The 20,876-nt window shown below is 47.3% G+C and carries 20 protein-coding genes and 1 pseudogene; 8 read left to right on the top strand and 13 right to left on the bottom strand.

Features of this window, described 5'->3' with window-relative positions; all coding sequences use genetic code 11:
- Positions 1-45: 45 nt before the first annotated feature.
- The 10 genes from ACFPXP_RS14995 to ACFPXP_RS14950 form a co-directional block, all read right to left on the bottom strand.
- Positions 46-1,665, bottom strand: a complete 1,620-nt coding sequence (locus tag ACFPXP_RS14995; protein WP_379895124.1) for an extracellular solute-binding protein — start codon at positions 1,663-1,665, stop codon at positions 46-48.
- Between the two features lie 948 nt (positions 1,666-2,613).
- On the bottom strand, positions 2,614-3,609 hold the full coding sequence (locus tag ACFPXP_RS14990) for a hypothetical protein (RefSeq protein WP_379895123.1): 996 nt from the start codon (positions 3,607-3,609) through the stop codon (positions 2,614-2,616).
- 41 nt (positions 3,610-3,650) lie between these two features.
- Positions 3,651-4,712: a Gfo/Idh/MocA family protein gene (locus ACFPXP_RS14985; protein ID WP_379895122.1), complete on the bottom strand. Its 1,062-nt coding sequence runs from the start codon at positions 4,710-4,712 to the stop codon at positions 3,651-3,653.
- Between the two features lie 96 nt (positions 4,713-4,808).
- On the bottom strand, positions 4,809-6,437 hold the full coding sequence (locus ACFPXP_RS14980; protein WP_379895121.1) for a hypothetical protein: 1,629 nt from the start codon (positions 6,435-6,437) through the stop codon (positions 4,809-4,811).
- Positions 6,438-6,479: 42 nt separating this feature from the next.
- Entirely contained in the window at positions 6,480-7,388 is a 909-nt protein-coding gene (locus tag ACFPXP_RS14975; protein WP_379895120.1) for a Gfo/Idh/MocA family protein, read from the bottom strand.
- Between the two features lie 14 nt (positions 7,389-7,402).
- On the bottom strand, positions 7,403-8,587 hold the full coding sequence (locus ACFPXP_RS14970) for a M20 metallopeptidase family protein (protein WP_379895119.1): 1,185 nt from the start codon (positions 8,585-8,587) through the stop codon (positions 7,403-7,405).
- Positions 8,584-9,498, bottom strand: coding sequence for an L-serine ammonia-lyase, iron-sulfur-dependent, subunit alpha (sdaAA, locus tag ACFPXP_RS14965; RefSeq protein WP_379895118.1), 915 nt, complete (start codon positions 9,496-9,498; stop codon positions 8,584-8,586). Before sdaAA ends, ACFPXP_RS14970 begins: the two co-directional genes overlap by 4 nt.
- Complete coding sequence (sdaAB, locus tag ACFPXP_RS14960; RefSeq protein WP_379895117.1) at positions 9,495-10,178, bottom strand: L-serine ammonia-lyase, iron-sulfur-dependent subunit beta; 684 nt, start codon at positions 10,176-10,178, stop codon at positions 9,495-9,497. Before sdaAB ends, sdaAA begins: the two co-directional genes overlap by 4 nt.
- Before the next feature lie 43 nt (positions 10,179-10,221).
- Entirely contained in the window at positions 10,222-11,316 is a 1,095-nt protein-coding gene (locus ACFPXP_RS14955; protein ID WP_379895116.1) for a dihydrodipicolinate synthase family protein, read from the bottom strand.
- Positions 11,316-12,332, bottom strand: coding sequence for an NAD-dependent epimerase/dehydratase family protein (locus tag ACFPXP_RS14950; RefSeq protein ID WP_379895155.1), 1,017 nt, complete (start codon positions 12,330-12,332; stop codon positions 11,316-11,318). Before ACFPXP_RS14950 ends, ACFPXP_RS14955 begins: the two co-directional genes overlap by 1 nt.
- Positions 12,333-12,526: 194 nt before the next feature.
- Here ACFPXP_RS14950 and ACFPXP_RS14945 point away from each other — a divergent pair, with 194 nt between their 5' ends.
- Positions 12,527-13,336, top strand: a complete 810-nt coding sequence (locus ACFPXP_RS14945; RefSeq protein WP_379895115.1) for an ABC transporter ATP-binding protein — start codon at positions 12,527-12,529, stop codon at positions 13,334-13,336.
- Between the two features lie 86 nt (positions 13,337-13,422).
- On the opposite strand, the gene ACFPXP_RS14940 is transcribed toward ACFPXP_RS14945, so the two are convergent.
- On the bottom strand, positions 13,423-14,709 hold the full coding sequence (locus tag ACFPXP_RS14940; protein ID WP_379895154.1) for a hypothetical protein: 1,287 nt from the start codon (positions 14,707-14,709) through the stop codon (positions 13,423-13,425).
- A 266-nt stretch (positions 14,710-14,975) separates the two neighbouring features.
- Between ACFPXP_RS14940 and ACFPXP_RS14935 the strand changes: the two genes are divergently transcribed.
- Positions 14,976-15,992, top strand: coding sequence for a BtrH N-terminal domain-containing protein (locus tag ACFPXP_RS14935; protein WP_379895114.1), 1,017 nt, complete (start codon positions 14,976-14,978; stop codon positions 15,990-15,992).
- A gap of 62 nt (positions 15,993-16,054) precedes the next feature.
- On the opposite strand, the gene ACFPXP_RS14930 is transcribed toward ACFPXP_RS14935, so the two are convergent.
- Complete coding sequence (locus ACFPXP_RS14930) at positions 16,055-16,297, bottom strand: glutaredoxin family protein (protein WP_379895113.1); 243 nt, start codon at positions 16,295-16,297, stop codon at positions 16,055-16,057.
- A 313-nt stretch (positions 16,298-16,610) separates the two neighbouring features.
- On the opposite strand from ACFPXP_RS14930, the gene ACFPXP_RS14925 reads away from it, so the two are divergent.
- From ACFPXP_RS14925 to ACFPXP_RS14910, 4 genes are all read left to right on the top strand, one after another.
- Entirely contained in the window at positions 16,611-16,790 is a 180-nt protein-coding gene (locus tag ACFPXP_RS14925) for a hypothetical protein (protein WP_379895112.1), read from the top strand.
- Positions 16,791-16,979: 189 nt separating this feature from the next.
- A complete protein-coding gene (locus ACFPXP_RS14920) occupies positions 16,980-17,201 on the top strand; it encodes a hypothetical protein (RefSeq protein ID WP_379895111.1) in 222 nt (73 codons plus the stop codon).
- Positions 17,202-17,339: 138 nt separating this feature from the next.
- A complete protein-coding gene (locus tag ACFPXP_RS14915; protein WP_379895110.1) occupies positions 17,340-18,281 on the top strand; it encodes a DMT family transporter in 942 nt (313 codons plus the stop codon).
- Positions 18,282-18,316: 35 nt separating this feature from the next.
- Positions 18,317-19,153 (top strand): sulfurtransferase, encoded by an 837-nt coding sequence (locus ACFPXP_RS14910; protein WP_379895109.1) that lies wholly within the window; start codon positions 18,317-18,319, stop codon positions 19,151-19,153.
- A 320-nt stretch (positions 19,154-19,473) separates the two neighbouring features.
- Here the strand turns inward: ACFPXP_RS14910 and ACFPXP_RS14905 are convergent, their stop codons facing one another.
- Positions 19,474-19,569, bottom strand: a complete 96-nt coding sequence (locus ACFPXP_RS14905) for a putative holin-like toxin (protein ID WP_379326960.1) — start codon at positions 19,567-19,569, stop codon at positions 19,474-19,476.
- A 341-nt stretch (positions 19,570-19,910) separates the two neighbouring features.
- Here ACFPXP_RS14905 and ACFPXP_RS14900 point away from each other — a divergent pair, with 341 nt between their 5' ends.
- Together ACFPXP_RS14900 and ACFPXP_RS14895 are read left to right on the top strand one after the other, a co-directional pair.
- A complete protein-coding gene (locus ACFPXP_RS14900; RefSeq protein ID WP_379895108.1) occupies positions 19,911-20,330 on the top strand; it encodes a hypothetical protein in 420 nt (139 codons plus the stop codon).
- Positions 20,285-20,749, top strand: a pseudogene (locus ACFPXP_RS14895) (nucleotidyltransferase); the annotation flags it as partial. The gene ACFPXP_RS14900 and the pseudogene ACFPXP_RS14895, both read left to right, overlap by 46 nt.
- Between the last annotated feature and the right edge of the window lie 127 nt (positions 20,750-20,876).

Here is a 20,876-nt window from a genome sequence, read left to right as displayed (position 1 = left end):
ATAAAGACTCTGGGCGCCTATGCACCGTAACAAAATTGTCCCTAATTATTCGGCATCATATCTTGCTTGCGCCGCATTGAAGATTTCCAGCATTTCATCTACACCCGCTTTAGCAGCCTGTGCTTTCCACTCTTCCCACTGCTTATCGCCATAGCTCTTATCTAGTACATACTTAGAATTGAATTCTTCTGCCGCTTTTTGCAGAGAGGTTTGCAGTTCCGACAAGGAGGAAATCTCTTCATCCGTAAAGTTCAGAATCGGATCTTCCACTTCCCTGCGATCCTCGCTCATGATCATATCCTGAGCTTCCTGCTCTCTTTCGGAATATTTGAAATAAACGCTCTTGCGGTTCGGTCTTAAATAAGCACCTTCCTGCCACATTCCATAACGATCTTCGAGAATGCTGATATCTACAATAGGCAGATCGGACAATTCAGGATATACCGGATATCCATCTTCACCCCATTCAAAGTTGACGCCTTCAACGCCCAGCGTCATCAGGTCTGCTCCGGATGGACTCGTCAAGTAATCGAGCAGCTTCAGAGCTACTTCTTTGTTCTTATTGTTCGCAACAGCAAGGCTGTAGTCGCTGACTTCCGGCAAAGATCTTACGTTCCCTGTAGGGCCAATCGGAAGTGCATATCTAAGATCATAATCCGGCATCGTTTCCTTCACTTGATTCGGAAACAATTCCAATCTACCAATCCAATCCCATGTAACGAACGCTTTATCCGTCGTCATCTTCGTCGTCCAGGAATCCTGCGTATCGGTCAAAAATTCAGGATCGAGCAAACCTTCATTGTAAAGCTTCTTCATGAAATCGAGCATCTCTTTATGAGCGTCCTGCACAGCGGCGAATTTCCAAGTTCCTTCGTTTTCATCATAGTAAGCCGGATAATTCGCTCCGCCGATTCCCCAACCATATGCCCAATCTCTGAAAATATACTCCGTGTTCTTGGACGCATATGGATAGCTGTCTGGATAAAGCTCCTTCAGCTTCTTGAGCGCTTCATAGAATTCTTCTGTATTCGTCCAAGGCTCAATGCCATGCTTGTCGAAAATATCTTTACGATACATAAATCCATGGTTCACTTCACGATTCAACTGATAGATAGGCCATGTATACAGATTACCTTCCTGATCCCCAAAGGACTTGATCACCCATGGGTTCTCTTCCAAATAAAGCTTGGAGAAGTTCGGCAGCATATCCGCATATTCATTGATGGCTACGACCCCGCCCTGCTTACCGATATCTTTCAATTCAGCAGCTTTCAGACCATTGAAGATATCTGGAAGTTTGCCCGAAGCGACCGTCACTCTCAGCTTATCTTCATAAGTTTGTGGAGAATAAGTTTGAAACTCCACTTTAATACCTGTACGCTTCTCGATTTCTTTCACAACCAGCATCTCATCCGTAATTGTTACATTCCCCGCATGCATCCAAGTCAATGTAACCGGCTCATCCACGATCGGAAGCTGTAATCCACCCGTATCGCCATAATCGGCGGATACATCTTCGGTCGGTTTGTTTCCGCCCGTGTTGGTGCCCCCGTCATTACTACCGCCATTCGAGCCTCCATTATTATTATTGTTGCCTCCGCATGCTGCCAGTACAGTGAAGACCATCGTGAATACTACGACCAGACTCAAAAGCTTTTTTGACATTTCTTTTCCTCCCTCTAATTCTGAAAGTTTGTAATTTGAACACTTCCGACCCGAATGTCACTTTACATCACACGGAAATATTCAATTACAATTGTAGAAACGTTGTCTTTGTTCGTAAACAAGGCGTTTTCTTCACCCTTGTATATTCCTTTTACCCCTTGAAAATTCAGAGATATTCCTTTGATATCATTGCGTTTTTACCTTGGTGGAAATTGTAAAAGAAGTAGAAAACCGAAAACCCCAAGTTATTTTAGTGTACATATAATGTTAAATTATATAACACAATTCCATTGGTGTATAGCTTGCACGAATAGTCTACCTCGTTCTTACGACTCACCCCCGATCGATCCGGAAGGTTGCTCAAGGGTGATCGCCATTTCCAACCTTATACTTGCAATCGATATCAAGTGATCCGTTCGATTCACCTGCCTTTCTCTTAACCTCCCTTTCATCCTTTGTGTTGTGACTGAACTTGATTTCTCCCACAGTATAAAAGCGGTTACAAATGAAGTAAATAAAGCGTTTTCAACACTATGTTCATTCTGACGGAAAATCATGAACAAAGATCATAAACCCTTATGTATCAAGGGTTTTCGGCGTGTGGAAAATCATAAAGCGGTGGAATTTCATCATATTTTAAAGGAATTTCACAAATAGATAGGCATCTCCTTGTTCCATAAAATGACAATTCCAGTTTGTGTATCAATCACCTTACGGCCCCCAGCGAATATTTCATCTCTTTTTCATTTTCTATTCCTCACATCATACCATACTTTCGTCTCAATTCAGCGTTTATTTATTCATTCGACATCTCGTACAGATGTGACATACAATTAACATTGATTTGATATAGAAAACAAAAAAAAGATTCTTCGAATGAGGGAGAGCCTCACGAAGAATCCAATAAACAATGTATTGCTTGTCATATATCGAGTGATGCTGACCTGCTTAGAAGGTGCCCGCATATCGGTTAACGATAGGATCCAACAACCTTTTTTCCCGATCTGGAAGCACGCCAAGTAATTGAATAATTCGGGATAAATACTGCGGGTCTCTCGTAATTTCATACTTGATGAATAAATTTCTTATACTTTCAGACGTTCTCCATATCTCTTTATAACCCTCGATCCAGCCTGGATCAATCTCTACCAACTGGGATCTAGACAGATGCTCTAATAAGCCGATCATTCTTTTCTTATGCTCATACAACGTATGAAGCGGCCTTATATCCAATCGCATCAATTCTATAGCCGTAACCTCGTAGAGTTGCTTCAGCACCCTGTACGTGTCTAAGCCGAATGTTTTTGGAACATTCGGCTGTAATGAATATTTCACCTTCAAATGGCGATCACTCGACGTATAATAATCTTCCAATGCTCTGAACACATGCTGTATATCCAGTGTATAGGTTACATGATCTTTATAAGTAAACTGCATGACTTTCGGTTCATTCGCAGCGGCTGTATATCCTTCTACGATTTGGTTCATAGGTATGGCTTTACATGAATAAATCCGCTTGAAGAAATCTGCTGCATAGAATACTTTTTGCTCTAAATCATAGCCATAGATTAGCAATCCGTGCGGAAGATGAATAAGTTGGTAGTTCACATGCTCTTGAATATAAAATCGGTCCACACAGATTCCGATATATTGATGTTGGTTGATACGGTCAATGATCCATTCCTCTATGGATTCTGTCACAGTTCCTTCAGACAGCACTTCAACCTCTACAAAAGGATTGTTCTGATAATAATCATTTAGAAAAATATATTCAATCCACGTCAAATTAACCCTGTCCGTTATGTTCTTGAAGGAACTGATTTGAATATAGTTCTGATATATCCAATTCATATAATCCGCATGGATCGGTATGACAGAATGAGGATGCGGATCATAGCAAATGACAGGCGGTTTTTCTGTAATATGAAGGATCTTCTTGTTCATATCCAACCTCCTCGCAAACCAACATCTGTACAGGTCATTTTTTATTCAAAAACAATTTCCTTCCCTGTCTCGGAAGATTCATAGATCGCACACAGCATTTTCATCATTTCTACGCCATCCTGGACTGGGCTAAGCGTTTCTTTACGTCCCATCGTTGCGTCGATAAAATGAGCAATTTCGTTTTTGAATGCATCTACAAAATCAAACGACAGGTTGTCGACCTGCGGAAGCACATTGAGAATCGTATCATGCTTTTCCGTAACGATTGCCAATTCCGGTTCTAATTCAGCACCGCCTTTATCCCCATATATTTTTACCGACAACTCATCCTTTTGGGCATGCAGCGTAAAGCTGACGTCAACCATGATCGAAGCTCCGTTTTCAAAGCGAATCAGCGCATTGGCCAAATCCTCAACTGTATTGACCGCTCCGTTATAATCCGCTGCTCTGTAAAAAGACAAGTTCTTTATGTTGGAGCGATTGCCCAATCGATTGTATGCGTTGCCCGTTACCGATTTCACCTTCGGTCTGCCCATCAAATACCAGCAAATATCTATGACGTGCACACCCAAATCAATGAGCGGGCCGCCTCCAGAACGTTCCTTATCGGAGAACCATCCTCCCGGGTTTCCAAGTCTCCGCAGACAGGATGCTTTCGCATAATAGATTTCTCCTAATTCACCGTTATCCAAAAACTGCTTTAGTATTTTTGTATTGCTTCCGTATCGTCTGACAAACCCGACCTGCAGCAGCTTTCCGCTTTTTTGAACAGCTTCTTCGACCTGCAGTGCTTCTTCGACTGTTTTGCATAATGGTTTTTCTACGAGTACATGCTTGCCGGCTTCTAGAGCTGCTATACTGATTTCCGCATGCGAATTGTTCCAAGTGCAGATGCTCACGCTATGTATTTCCGGCAGAGCGAGGAGATCATGATAATTCGTGAACACGTGTGAAGCGCCAAAAGCTTCCGCCTTTTCCTTTGCTCTCTGCTCGTTCAAGTCACAAATCGCATAAATTTCTACCTCGGGGTTGCTTTTATACGCATTCAAATGGACTTCAGAGATCGAACCCGCTCCAATGACACCAATCTTTAATTTGGACATGTTCATTTTCCTCCTTCATAATGTACTTGCTCTTACTTCATGATACGTAATCTAAACCTTTTAAAACAAATCTCTAAATCGTCTTTATATCAAAATTTATACGGCTTCCCACTGGCTTCGAATTTCGTTCAGCGTTTTCTGCAGATGACAAAAATACAAGTCATAAGGAGATCTGTGGACGGCATCGATGAACGAATCTTCATAAGCACCTAGTTCCTTCTCCAATTCACCCAGCAGCTGTAAAATAGACTCCTTATGAGCCGTCTCACCTTTCGGAACATCAATCACTCTAGCTGGAAACAGCGGTACGTTGTAATAGGACAACCTCGCCAGCTTCGATCCGACCTGTTCCAATCGCTTTATTGTTTCTTCTCTGTTAGACGCGTCTGCATTATGAGCGTAGTCGCCGCGAATCACATCCAGTTCATCCCCCCAGGCTGATCTAGCAAACACATAGCTGTTGTACCCGTGGGCCCATTTCCAAGAATAATGCGCTCCAGCCTGCGGATATGGGACGACCAAATTCGTGATGCTCTCAATCCCTAAAGAACGGTAATACTTCATATCTTCACAGATTCGCTCGGGCATGCTTGGGAACAAACAACTCAGCATAAAATGATCGCTGTAATATTCAAATACAGTGAGCTTCTTATAATGAGCTTGCGTAATCTCCCCCCACCCTTCTAGCGCTTGCTTCGCACGCTGTTCTTCGATCCGTTCGTACCCGTCCCATCCTTGGCTGTAATCTCTTCCCCAATAGGCATAAAGCGTATGAATGAGACTTGATCCTGAAATACGTTCTGTTCGCTCAAGCATATCCCACGATAACCCGGCGTTATAGGCGATATGTTCTGCATCCACGTGCAGCTTTGCTTCATGCAGCTTCTTCTGCAAGTTTTCCGTGAAACGAATGTACAGGTTTAGAAAAGGTTCGCTGCTGGCTGAACCTTCTTCACTTACAGCTGTATCCTCAGGCCATAAGGAAACTCGTTTCAATCCGGGCACCGCTTGGCAGTATCGCACAATGTCGCTTGTCACTTGAATCTGCCATGACTCGTCTTCATAATCGAGCTGCTTCGATGGTTGAGAACTGCTTTCCGATGGGTTCAGAAAAAATTTCATGCTGTGGCCGCCCAGTGTTAAATCCAAACCTCTTTTGCTCAGCTCGCTTTGGAACATCTCCTTCAACGCGTCATACAGCATGAACGTAAGGAACAGCTCATTCACGCGGTTTTTAGCGAGCCAATCGACCATTGCACGCATGTAATCTTCATCGTAAATATTTTCAAACACAAAGCCTCTTCTGTTCATCATCGGTTCATGAATATAACCCGGTTTTAACAAATCACTTCTTTTCATGACTTCAACCGGAGGCTGCCCCGGGTAGATCCATTCCAAGTTCCAGCGTGATTTACAAAAATGATAGACGGCATACAGTGTCGCTCGTTCGGACTTTCCTGTAACAATCGTCCCTCGGCTCGTAAGCACAATCGTGAACGCATCATCGCCGTACACACGGTCTTCATTCTGCCAAGGCCATGCTTCGATTTCGCGAAGTGCCGTGGCGTTCATACAATCCTGCCATGTACCTACAAACCATCTCTCATCTGCTGAATTAGGTATGGCGGCAAGTTGGACACCGCGAGACGCGGCGGTCTCATACAATTCCTCACATGCAAAATCCAAAACTTCATGCTGCCGCAGCTGCAATATGGATGCTTTCAAGAGTGCGGCCTCCTTTCGTGTAATGATCATGGGGAGCTTACGTCACTTTGACATATGAACAGGTGCACGCTGCTGACGGCTTTGTTCCGCAGCATCCAATATTCGGATGACCTCCATCGTTTCAGAGAACTCGAGCGGAGCTATTCCGGTCGTAAACATGTTCATCACCTGCTCCAGCAAACTAGCGTAGAACGGCTTCTTGGAGGATCCAATATCGATCAGATGATCACCCGATTCACGGTGAATCGTGGCGCCAAATCCGTAATTTCCGCAGCGATTGCCCCGTACGGTTCCGATCCGCCCATCGTTCCAGCGGCAGGTGATCAGCTCATGCTCCTCGCTGCTGAAGGCGAAGACTTCCTCGCAGCCTCTTCCCATGATGGTTACGAGCATCTCCACGCTATGAATACCGTACCAAAAATAGTGCCTCTGCGTTGATTGAACGTCCATCGGACCATAAACATCAGCTCCGAATACACGCCCGCCTTCCCCCTGCTGCAGGCCAAGCTGCAAGCTTTCGGCATACCTAAGCGCAGAGGAACTGAACACTGGAATGCCATAGGAGGCTGCGATGCGTTCGATCTCTTCTGCGTCTTCCATCGTCAGCGACAGCGGCTTGTCGATAAATACCGGCTTACGGTAGGGAGCAATTCGCTTGAACAAATCGAGATGGACCCGTCCGTCCGCAGCTTCCAGCAATATAGCATCACAGTTCTCAGCTACTTCTTCGGGCGTATCAACGATTTTCACTCCGAAGGACGATTGCAGTTGTGCTGTGTACCCTTCCACTCTGCTGATACTTAACGGAAAATCAGGCGATCCTCCGGAATAACCATAAGTCACCCGCCCGCCTCGAATATGATACCGATGTCCCGGATCATGAAGCAGTTCCGTGAATGCGGGGGCATGAGAGGTGTCGAGGCCGATCATCCCTATCTTCAAATCTGTCATTGACGCCAGCTCCTTTACTCAGGGGTTGTTATAGCAAATAACCGCTGCATGGCGATTTCCGCCAGCATGGAAGCACCAACAGGAATACACTCCTCATTCAAATCAAACCGAGGATGATGCAGTCCGAAGGCTTGATCGGCATTTTCCTTCGGTCCTGAACCGATCCAAAAAAAGCAGCCGGGAACTTGCTTCAAGTAAACAGAGAAATCTTCCCCCGCCATCGTCGGTTCCGCCTGCTGCAGGCCATCAGATCCAACCACCTGCTTCGCCGCCGCTTCAACGTGTGTGGCACATTCGTCATGGTTCTCCAACACAGGCACTTGATGAATATACTGAATATCTGCGCTGCAGCGGTAGCCGTCTGCCACCCGGGAGACGATTCGCTGGATGATGTCCGGCATGCGCCTTTGAACATCCGGGCGAAAGGTCCGTATCGTCCCGGTCATGACCGCTCGATGTGGAATGACGTTATTGGCATCACCGGCTTGAAGACTGCCGATCGTAATGACCGCTGGCTGGAACGGAGAAATTTCCCTGCTCACTGCGGTTTGTAGCGCCATCACGACAGCAGAGGCGCAGACGATCGGATCAATGCTCTGATCAGGAATCGCTCCATGCCCCCCTCTTCCTTCCAGTGTGATCTCAATCCGATCGACGGAGCCCATCATCGCACCGGAGCAGACGGCGATCTTCCCAGCGGACAATGTAGGCAGATTGTGAAGTCCGTAAATTTCCGATACACCTGATAATGCGCCTTCCTCGATCATCGCCTTGGCACCGGCATTGATCTCTTCCGCCGATTGGAACAGCAAACGAACCGTTCCTGGAAAAGACTGCTGCGTCAGCAGCTGTGCGGCGGCCAGCAGTATCGTCGTATGCGCATCATGTCCGCACGCATGCATTACGCCAGGACGCGCGGAGGCAAAAGGCAGTCCCGATTCTTCTTGTATCGGCAGCGCGTCCATATCGGCACGAAGGGCGATCGTGGGACCCGGCTCTGTTCCGGGTATGTCTGCTACGATTCCGTGACCGCCGACCCCTGTTTCGTATCGTATTCCCATCTCGGATAACCGCTCCGCCACTTTCGCCGCCGTTTCTGATTCTTGAAAGCTCAGCTCCGGATAACGATGAAGATCTCTGCGGAATTCAATCCACTCTGCGACCTGCTTCTCATTCAGCTGCAAAGACGGTTTGCTCATGCATTCGATCCCTCGCTTTTCTGATTCTCTTCATGGCTCTTGCCATACAGCCTGCGCATGATTTGCTTGCCAGTTGGCGTCCTGGCAAGGCCGCCCTTGGCTGTTTCCCGATGCTTCTCGGGCATTTCCGAGCCGACCTCCAGCATGACCTGAATCACTTCGTCGGACGGAATGACACTCCGTACACCCGCCAGTGCCATGTCGGATGCCGCAAGCGCTGTTACAGCCCCGAATCCGTTGCGAACGATACATGGAACCTCTACTAATCCGCCGACCGGATCGCAAATTAAGCCGAGCGAATTCTTCAGGGCGAGGCCCACGGCGTGAACGGCCTGCTCGGGACTCCCCCCTCGCAGCTCCGTCAGCGCTCCAGCTGCCATCCCAATCGCTGAGCCGACTTCTGCCTGACAGCCGCCTTCCGCACCGGAAACGAAGGAATTGTTGGCGATGACATAACCGATCGCACCAGCTGCGAACAGTCCATTCACCATATGGTCATCTTCAAAGCCGAAGCGTTCCTGAGCGCTGACAAATACACCCGGAATAATGCCGCACGATCCGGCCGTCGGTGTAGCAATAATGCGTCCCATCGAAGCGTTCACTTCGGAGACAGATAACGCATAGGCCATCGCTGTACATGCCTCTACTCCGAGAGAAGGTACGCCGGATCCAATATAGGACTGCACTCTTTGTGCATCGCCTCCCGTTAGACCGCTGCGAGATACCGTATTGTCCGTCAAACCTTTGCGCACCGCCTCTTTCATTACGCCGTAATAATCTGCCATCTGATCAAAGGTCTGCTTCTCCGATCGCCCCGTCTCCTTCACCTGCTCCTTCAGCATCAGACTGGCAATCGTTACATTTTCATTCCTGCACAGCTCGGCAATCTGATTTAATGATGAGAATCTCATTCCCTCACCTCTCTAGACGTTAAATCCGCTAAGCTTATCCGATGAACATAGGGCAGGGAACGAAGACGGTCCATGAGCGAAGTCGGAATGGCTTCATCGGTTTCTACTACCGTCAATGCATCTCCGCTTCTCCCCTTTCGATCGACGTCCATATAGCCGATATTCAATCCCTCGCTGCTAAACAGCGACGTAATGTTCGCCACGATGCCTGGGCGATCATCATGGAACACAAGCAAGGTAGGATACACTACGGAAAAGCCTACATCAAAATCATTCACACTTTGGATCACAATGTTCCCGCCGCCAATGGATGAGCCTATGACCACATCTTGACGAAGATCGGTACGAAGTGTAATCTTCGCGGTGTTCGGATGGAGGGTAGGCTTTCGGCCTGTTTGGAACACGATCTCGATGCCAGCTGCCTTCGCTTCCTGCAGTGCATCGCGAATACGCAAGTCGTCTGTATCCATATCCAGCAAACCTGCGGTCACCGCTAAATCCGTCCCATGCCCTCGGTACGTATCGGCAAAAGATCCATAGAACACGATTTCAGCTTGAGTCGGCTGCTCTCCGAAAATATGACGTGCCGTCCGACCTATGCGCACAGCACCCGCTGTATGCGAACTGGAAGGTCCGACCATACTGGGGCCGATAATCGAAAAGACATCTTTAAAACGCATGCCGCACCTCCTCCTCACACGACTTCACTGCGTATCCATGATGTTACTCGCTGGACAGTAACGATGAATCGGACAGCCACTGCTGCAGATGGGCTTTTACGAATTCGTCATCGTTTAGATGCGGATAATCACGATACACCCGATCGATTTCTTCAGCTTGACCTGGGGAGAGCGTTTCGTTCGGATTCAAGCACCAAATCCCCTGGAGCAAGCCTTGTCTGCGAAGCACTTCATGAATGCCTGGAATACAGCCCTCAAAATGATGGGCCGGGTCGAAGAAAGCGGCATTGGAATCGGTCACCTCAATGTTGCGTGTCAGCCATTCAGGCGAAATCTCCCCGCGGGATCTCTCCTTTTTAATTTCCTCCAGCAGCTGCACAGCCTTATGTGTCCATACGGCCCAATGGCCAAGAAGTCCGCCGACCACTTGCTTTTCTACAGGCTGGCCGTTCACATTGAAACGATAGGTCGTCAGCAGATCGTTCACGATATTGTCGTCATTACCGGTATACAGTGCAATTTCGTCCCGGCGACTCGAATAGCATACGGCTCGCGCGACATCGATGGTCTGATAGCGATTGAACGGAGCCATCTTGATCGCAACGACGTTCGGAATCTCTGCAAATTCACGCCAAAACTCAAAGCTGAAGATCCTCCCTCCAACCGATGGCTGCAGATAAAAACCGATGACAGGAATCCGCTCGGCTACCTTCCGTGTCCGCTCCAAAATAGCCTCTTCGCTCCAGCCCGTTAATCCGCCCATGCTGAGCAGCCCGGCGTCATATCCATAACGCAGCGCGATCTCCACTTCTTCCAGCGCTTGTTCCGTTGGCCCGCAGATGCCAGCCACTTTGATGAAAGGCCGTTCCAGCTTGGCACGATCCACTTCTTCAGCAGCCAAACGAAGTACGGGCTCGAACAAGTTCACATCTTTATCGCGAATTTCAAACTGCGTCGAGTGCACGCCAACGGCTACCCCGCCTGCGCCCGAAGCCATATAGTAACGGGTAAGCGCCCTCTGATGCCGCTCATCCAGCTGGCGTTGTTCATCCAGAGCCAGCGGGTGAGCAGGAATGACTAAACCTTCATGAAGCGCCTGAAGCAGTTCAGCTGATAAGCTTTTTCCTCGTCCACTCATTAGAATTTTCCATCCCTTTCTTGAAAGTGTGTCGGTTTATTCCATGTATCTCCGCCTGCCGCCACCCACTCGGCAACCCAATCGATCATTTGCAGCAAAGAAACGCGGGGATATCCGAACAGCTGATGGGATTTAGACGCATTGCTGAGCAGTGCCGTCTCGGATTCGCTTCCTGTAAACTGTGCTTCCTTGCCCAGCCTTTGAGCGAACTGCTCCGCGGCCCAGCGTACAGACATCGTCTCTGGACCTGTAATATTCACCACATTCGGCGGAGAAGAGCATACGGTTAAGCAGCGCAGCGCCATCTCATTGGCGTCTCCCTGCCAAATCACATTCGCATGCCCCATCGTTAAATTGATCGGACGGCCTTCATTGATCGATTTGGCAATTTCGAGCAGCACGCCATATCGCATGTCAATCGCATAATTGAGACGGTAAATCGTCATTGGAGTTTCATATTTATGTGAGTAATGCTCGAACACACGCTCACGACCCAGGCAGGACTGTGCATATTCACCAAGCGGCTCCGGCGGACGAGATTCGTCCACCCCTCCTCCGCCGACAGGAGTGAATGGATACACATTACCGGAGGAAAATACGACAATCCGGGAATCCTTGTATTTCTCAGCGACTCGTCCCGGTAAATAGGCGTTCATCGCCCAAGTGAAATGCTCCTTGCCTGTCGTACCGAACTTATTGCCTGCCATATATATGACATTCTCCGCACCCGGCAGCTCTTGAAGCGCCTTGTCGTCCAATAAATCACACGAAATCGTCTGAACTCCTGCTTCCTCTAATTCTTTTCTCGCCGCATCATTCGAAAAACGAGATACCCCAATCACCTTTTTGTTCAAACCGCCTTGGGCAATCGCATTCACCGCGAGTCTTGCCAAGCTCGGTCCCATCTTGCCGCCTACACCCAATAAAAGAATGTCACCTTCTACAGAACTCAAATCAGCGATTAATCTCTCCGATGGTTCTGCCAGTTTTGCTTCCAGTTTAGCTACCGTTTTCATCATAGAACTCCTCTCTTCTTCTGGTCTTATCTTTATGATAACGACCAATTCTATTTAAAGACAAATCTATTAATCGTCTTTAAATATCCAAATCTATGCGCCGTGGATATCATCCGCTAAAATAGTAAAATCATCCAATTCAAAAATCGTCTTCCTGCTGAAATAACAAAACATGGAAAGGAGCGATTTGCAGGATGGAAGAAATGATCCGTATCGAGCAGGTCTCTTATCGACGAGGAGACAACGAGCCGCTCAAGAAGATGAACTGGACGGTTAACAAAGGAGAGCATTGGGCGATCCTTGGCCTCAATGGTTCTGGCAAAACGACCCTGCTGAATGTCATTAACGGCTACATCTGGCCGACGAAAGGCTCGGTTTCGGTGCTAGGCCATGCCTTCGGTACCATAGATTTGCGGGAATTACGAAAAATGATTGGCTGGGTCAGCTCATCGCTTCAGGAGAAGCTTTATGCGAGCGATAAGGCCGAATACATTGTAGCCAGCGGAAAATTCGCAACGATCGGCTTATATGAGGAACCCAGCGAGTCCGATTGGGAGCTGGCCTACTCCTTCATGGAACAGCTTGGCTGCTCACACCTGAAGGGAAGAACGTTCCAAACGTGCTCCCAAGGAGAGAAGCAAAAACTGCTTATTGCCAGGGCGCTGATGGCTAAGCCGAAGCTGCTCATTCTCGATGAACCGTGCAATGGACTCGATCTATTTTCGCGCGAGCGATTGTTGGAGTCCATAGACCGCCTTGCGAAAAGCGGTGATGCGCCCACGATCTTTTACGTGACGCATCATACGGAGGAGATTCTCCCCATCTTTCGCCATGCGCTCTTATTAAGAAGAGGGGAAGTATTCCTGCAGGGCAAGGTTCAAGATGTACTGACGAGCGGGCAGCTGACCGACTTTTTCGAAACCCCGGTCGAAGTCATTCCGCGGGACGAGCGCATATGGGTACTTCCTGCAAGTGCTAATGATGAACGCTCCCCCTCCAATTGAAGCGTGCGGTATCCAAAACCAAGCAAAACCAAAATAAAAAGCTCCCAAGCCTTTCCTACTGACGCATAGGTTCGCTTGGGAGCTTTTTATTTGCTTACACTATCTTCTAAGAAGGCAAATCTGAATATTTGCCTTGGTCTTCCTCTCGGTACCTTTTCCATCCCCGATACATCGACCAATCCATGATCCATCCACATCAGCAGCAGCCGATGTGCGCTTCGCACGGTAATATCCAACAGAGCGGCAAGCTCATGCACCATGTACTCGTTCTTGCCGAAACGCGCCATTTGATTGAGCAGCTTGCTCAAATAAGCGCTCGTCATCCCCGCATCTTCCGCCTTCTTAATCAACTCTCCGTTCGTTATCGCCAGTACTCCCTGCACCGGCTCGGCCATCTCCAGCGGACCGATGAGCGTCCGATCTTCACGTACAATAAAACAAGCGTTTCCGCCCGCTTCCTTCGATTTTCTAAGCGCCGTTCTGGCGTGTGTGCCCGCTTCATTGGCCGACCTTCCGAATCCCATCCCGATACTGAGGGAGACGCCATATGTCTTGCTCATGTCCTTGGCAAGCGGTATCGTCTTATATCCTCCGGTTTCACGTTCGAAGATCCCCCGTGTCGTAAAAAATAAATATTCATCTCCGCCCAGATGGGTCAAATACCCGTCCAGCGATTCGACGTAATCCAAAATCATGCGGTGAATATCCAGCTTCAGCTTCTGAACCTCATGCTCACTGTTTCGCTTCGAAGCGACAGTTCCAAAATCGTCAACGTTGACCAAACCGACGACGATTTGCGCTTCCCTGCTTTGCCGCGCACCTGTGGACAATAAAGCACGCTCCAACGTTACGATCATGTCTTGGTCGGATGGCAGCAGCCATTCATTCGGTATACCGAGCTCTGTCAGCCTGATTGCTACCGATTCCATGCCGGTCAGGGCGATGGAGCATTTCTTTCGTTCATGCTGGGTTTGGTGAAATTGTACAAGCTTCTCCCGCAAATCGTAGGCAGGTCCATCATACATCGCGAAGAAAGTTTCGCTGATGCCCAAATCCTTCAGTGTACGCACGACCATCGTTTTGGTCAGCGTATCTACGGAGAATCCTCCGGTCAACCTGTCGGCCTTCATTGCGCGAAACAGCGCCTTATACATCCCCGCATCCGTGATCGGAATATGATGCACTGGGATACTTGAATTCATGCTCTCCTTCACCTTGCGATGAGAGAAAGGATCCGACAGCAGCAGGACATCGACCCTTTCCATCAACTGCTGTGCCAGAGCAGGAACCTCCTCCTCATTGCGATAGACAAGCGGCACGGGTGTGAATGAAGGAAAGTTCTGCACAACGTTCATGAGCTTGTCCACGATCATTTGCGGACCAATCAATCCAATGCTGATCTGATTCACAATGCATCAACTCCCGGGTCCTAATCATGGCTTCATTGTAGCAGTAGTTTTTTTCAATCGGCAAGCTCTTCTTCTTGCAGATTCACTTATACAGCTATTCCGAGCATGCAGGGCTTGATGTTATCGAATATCATCGATTCGGGGTTAAAGGTATTTATGTATGCCTTGTAGAATTCAGAAGCAGCGCTTAACGTTACAATGTCATCATTATAAGATCACGGAGGAGACCCATGAGAAACATTTTACCCTTGCAAAAACCGTTCGTTACGACGTATTCTTACAGCACACATGTGTTATCGATCAGTGCAGATCACAAATGTTTCTGGGAATGGTTCTACAGTCAGCACGTCCAGCTCATGAGTACGATTACACCCGGAAACGTTATTCTAATCGAATTTTGTCCGCATCCATTCATTCTGCCTTCACCGCTATTACAATCTTGGAAGATTCCAAGGTTTCTGATCCAACAATTGAAGGATTCGGCTGATATTTTCAGCTTTGTGAAGCAAATGCTGGATCAGGGATATTATATGGTTCTGCAAATCGATGAGTATGGTATACCCGCCTTTGAAAACTATCATAAGCAGCATAAGCTTCATCCGATATTGATTTACGGCTATGACGAAACGGAAGGTTTGTACATACAAGATTTCTTTTCGTTTAGAAAATACAGCTCCGCCGTCATTACAAGAAGTGAACTCATTCAAGCCTTTGACCTGCAGCACATTTCTTCCTTCAAAGACGAGAACGGTATCGCGCTGATGCAGCTCAATCCGAATGCTTCCTTCATTCTGGATTTGAGGCAATTTTCCAACTTGATCGGGGACTATCTCCAATCCAAAAATACTCTGCAAGCGTCATCGCTGGGGATAACGTATCCAAGAAGAAAGTTTGGCTTCAACATCTATTCGGACTTGGATCACGCTTTCGACTTGCTGCTCGAAAATCAACAAGTATATACACTCACACGTGCACTGCACATATTAAGTGAACATAAAAAGGTGTGGCATGCTTCCTGCAGCTACCTTATGAGCCATTCTCGAATCGGGGAAAATGATGATTTGCTTAAACGGTTAAAGGAGCTGCATCAAGATGCCTTGATCATCCGAAACCTCTTCCTCAAATACGAAATTACTGGCCAAAAGCAGCTGATCGTCAGCACGAAGCGGAAATTATCGGAGCTTGCAGCCAAAGAACAGCAGGCCATCCATACCTATCAAGAGGTGGTGAACGCCGCTATTCCTTGACCATATGAAAAAGCATAGTCCAAACAACTATGCTTACATGTATTCCTATATGGAAGGCCCTCTTAAGCTTGCAGTTCAGCAATCGCTTTGTTCAGCTGGGTCTGGTTAAATCCAAGAATTTTCTTTTCGCCGATGACGGTTACAGGCACCGATCTCATTCCTGTATTCCACAATTCTTCAGCGAATTTGTCATCCAAATCGATGTTTCTTTCTTCGTACTCCACGCCTTGATCAGCAAGATACTTTTTAACCTGAGCGCAGTAATTGCAGTGCGTGCTGGAATAAACAATAGCCTTTGCGGACATCACACATTCTCCTTCATATCTAAAGTTGTAGTACGGCTGTTTCCGCCAGACACTGACGGATATCCTCCCGGTAGCTGTACATCAGCATTTGAGGTGCCGCATCTTGTCCCTGTGGGACGAGTCCTAATCAATTCATATATTATACGATATCGTCCATGTTGTTACATGAAATTTGTATGATATTTATTTAAAGAAAAAATGAAAATTAGATAAAAATAGCAGTAAACGTGGTACGTTCATACGCAGGGCTTGTTCAGCTACCGTGTATTTGCTATGATTACGCCGTAACGTGGACTGAAAGGGGCATCAATACATGAGAACGGAAAATCAAATCAAACGAAAGCTAAACGAGCTTATCGTTCGGCGCAATACGCTTAAAGATTCCTTACCGGAAGTGGAAGCGTCCAGCCATCCGGTGCTAGGCCAGCTGGAGGATCAAATCATGCTTCTGGAATGGGTACTGAATGAACCGACAGGCAGCTATCATATGTAATGCAGTCATCGTCTTCTAACATAGGCGCCAGTGCAGCGGACCCGAACGAATCCTTGCCTGGCGTTTTCTATTTCCATCGTTGACGTTGTTTAGCGCCTTGACCGTCTGCTGACATATTCCAAACCCTCCTTAATATATATAAACAGGAAATGCAGGCATGAGCTGCATGATGCAAAGGAGGCTTCCGTTATGTTGAAACGGGTTTATTGGGTGAGTGATCGCAGACCGAATATTGTGACGGCGGGTGTGGGCTTTCGCGCAAGCGAGGACGCCACGTATGAGAGATCGATCGAAACGTGGGAGAAAGAAGACGGCAAATGGGTATATAAAGGCAGCCAACCCCCTGAACGGCAGCAGCAGCTGGAGGAACATGAGAGTATCAGGGAAGTGCTGCAGTCACATGAGCTCTAATACAAGTGCAAAAGATATCGTGTTTCCGAAGCATTCATCGTCTCGGCGAATATCCTATTTCCTGATCGCAACGGCTTCGGTATAATACACTGGTACACGATTCATACGTACAAATTTGATCATCTGTGGAGATGCAACATGAGACTGAACAACAAGACTTTCATTCCATTCGAACTGCTCTACTTGATCGGTATCATCGCGATATCGTTCTCTTCTATTTTTGTCCGCTGGTCATCAGCAGACGTATCGGTTATCGCCATGTACCGACTGTATTTAACGAACTTGCTTATGCTTCCGCTGGTCTGGAAATATCGCTCAGAGCTGTTTTCCTTATCGGGAAAGCAATGGAATTTGCTTGTGTGGTCCGGTGTAACACTGGGACTGCACTTTTTACTGTGGATGGGATCTCTGCGCCTAACTACAGTGGCCAGCTCCACCGTCATTCTCACACTGGAGCCGGTATTGGTCATGCTGGGTTCTTATTTGCTGTTCCGAACCCGTACGAATCGGGTCATGATCACCGGCATGAGTATGGCGATGATCGGGTCCATCCTCATTGGATGGGGTGATTTCGGTGTATCGGATGATGCGCTTCTCGGCGATATTCTCTCCTTTCTTGGAACCGTCGCCGTAGCCATCCACATGCTTATTGGCAAGCATTTAAGAGAACAGATCGGCGCTTTTGTCTATAATTTCTGGGTGTTCGCGTTTGCGGCCAGCGCACTAGCCGTATATAATGCCGCAGCAAGCATCCCCTTTACCGGATACGCCCCACAGGAATGGGGCATATTTCTGCTGCTGGCCATCGTCCCCACATTATTCGGACATTATTTGTTCAATTGGCTGCTAAAGTACGTCAATGCGACGGCAGTATCGATGGCCGTCTTAGGCGAGCCGGTGTTTTCTTCGATCCTTGCGTACTTCCTGCTGCACGAACGTTTGACTGTACTGCAGCTGATCGCCGGGGGCATTATATTGCTCGGCGTCTGGCTGTTTATTCGCTACGGTAAAGGAGACCCTCCGCAGGAAAAACCGACGAATACCGGCTCACCGGCTTCGGCCGTTTCACAGGATCAGTAAACTTGTTCAAAATTTCATAAAAGGTGTGATTGAAGATGAAGCATATCGTATCCATGAAGTGGCTGCTAGCGAGGTTGTATGAACCGGATCTCGTTATTGCGGACTGCCGTTTTCAGCTGGGCCAGCCGGACGCCGGAAGGACGGCTTTTGAGCAGGGACACATTTCTGGCGCGGTATATTTCGATCTGGAGCAGGATTTATCTGCTCCCGTCGGAGTGCATGGCGGGCGCCATCCGCTCCCGGATCCGGACAAGCTCGGCGCTGTGCTCAGTAAAGCCGGAATTGACCGAACAGTTACAGTAATTGCCTATGACGATCAGGGAGGTGCGATGGCTTCCAGGCTGTGGTGGCTGCTGCGGTATATGGGACATGAACGGGTCTATGTGATGGATCAAGGCTTCAGCCATTGGCAGCAAGCCGGTTTCCCCGTTAGCACGGACAACCCGATTCGGGTGCCGAGGCGTTTTGTCCCCGAGCTGCAGCCAGACATGCTGGCAACGGTGGAGAATGTAAGGCAAGCGATCCAAGAAGGCTCTGCTCAGCTGGTCGATTCCAGAGAACCTGCGCGCTTCGAAGGCAGGGAGGAGCCGATCGATCGTGTGGCTGGCCATATTCCAGGGGCGCGCAACAAGTTTTGGAAGGAGCTGCTGGATGATGATCTGCGAATGAAGAAGCCCGAACTGCTCCAGGAGCATTTTCAAGATGTGCCGAAGGATCAGCCTGTGATCGTCTACTGTGGATCAGGCGTCACGGCCTGCCCTAACGTGCTGGCATTAAGCGAAGCCGGATACGACAACGTCAAGCTGTACGCGGGAAGCTGGAGCGATTGGATATCGTATGAAGGGAACCCGGTGGCTACGGGGGAAGATTAAGAGCCGAGAGACCGCGTCGGACGCGGGTTTGGGGGCTGTGACAGGTTGCCGAGAGGTGGGCTGTTGCGGCCTTTTCTGTGCCGTTTTGCAAACAACTTGCAAACAAGTTTGAGGATAATATCCCTCCGGAGGAACCAACGCAAGTTATCGCTAATATATTTAACGATAATATTGTTGAATCCAAGCTCCATATGTTACAATGACATTAGAAAGACCGAGTGCGCGAACACTCGGCCAGTACAATTGGCTTGGATGGGATGTCCCTTCAAGTTAATAAGCGACAAAAACCCACCTTCGGCGAGCAACCTTGGGGTGGGTTTTTACTTTCTTTTGTAGTTAATCGCGATGTATGTTAATAGTGCAATGATAAATGTGCCGAAAAGAATCATAATAGTGATTGCATCTACTATTTCCATGGCCCCCTCCTTTCCGAAGGGAAACCATGCCCACCCAAGATTCAATTGTATGGGAATATCTTACCCTATATCTGATATGCGATCAAGCGTTCTTACGGCTAGCGTGGCAAGCAATCTAAGTACTTAGGCACCTAGGTACGAATGTTCACAGAATTGAGCTGATGAGGTGAAGTATGATTCGAGGGGTTATAATCGAAGGGGTGTCTACCGCAGGGAAAACATCAGTTTTTTCTGCAATAAAGAGACTACATAGTCAAACATACAATGGTGAGAAAACGATAATTGCAATAAGTGAGCACTATTCGCAAGTTTTGCATTCATATCAAGGCGTCTTAAGATCGATGGACAAGGATGAACATATTCAGCTATTAAATCGTCATATTGATTACCTTGAGCAGCAATATAATTGGATGGATTCTCTTGGTCATGTGAAACCACCAAATGGTATATTTTATCTTTTAGAGAGATTCCATGTAAATCATCGAGCGGCATTTATAAATTCTGCAGAAATTGAGGTGCTGGAAAATCGTCTATCAAGGTTGAATGCACTTTGTGTACATTTAACCTTGTCTCAAGATGCTGTTGAGTCCAGATATATTGAAAGTCGTGGAGAGGCTTGGAGATCGTATGTGCTGGGAACCCACTCCACGATAACGGAGGCATGCCAGAAGTTCTTAGAGAATCAAGAAGAACTTCGCATGTGTGCGAAACAATCGCCAAACCTTTTAAGTCAGATGCAGACTTTACTATTGTATGTGTAAATCCCAATGATATTGATTACGAAAGATTGTCAAATATTAAAGACAGGCTGTTGGAAGAATATCCATTACTAACTAAGATTGATACGATAATTTGCTCGATTGACGATGTATTAAGCAAACCAAATGAGTGGGGTTTTTGGATTAAGATAATTTGTGCTTGCATATATGGTCATGACGTTGGTGAAAAAGTACCACCGATAATTATTTCTCCAGAGTTCATTTTAGACTTAAATACAGAGACCAAGGAGGAAGTAGATCGTGTACGTAGTTCACTTTCTAATGCTAGTGATAACACAATGAAAACTAGATATATTAAAGGTTACTCTAAGAGATTAATTCGTGCATTATACTCTTTAATTTTAGAAGATACAGGTGTATGGCAAGATGACATTATTAAGATGAAGAATGCCATATTAAACTGAGAGCGTAAAATATCTTGTGTAAATAGATAAATAGCAAAAAGGAAGACCTTTCTTGTAGAATTAAGTCACCACAACCAACTCACAAGAAAGAGGTCTTCCCTATGAATCATTTTACATCAGATTT

Source organism: Marinicrinis lubricantis, assembly GCF_042658665.1.
Classification (GTDB): domain Bacteria; phylum Bacillota; class Bacilli; order Paenibacillales; family KCTC-33676; genus Marinicrinis; species Marinicrinis lubricantis.
Note: the sequence above shows the minus strand (reverse complement) of the source record. Positions and strands in the feature narration are given on the sequence as shown.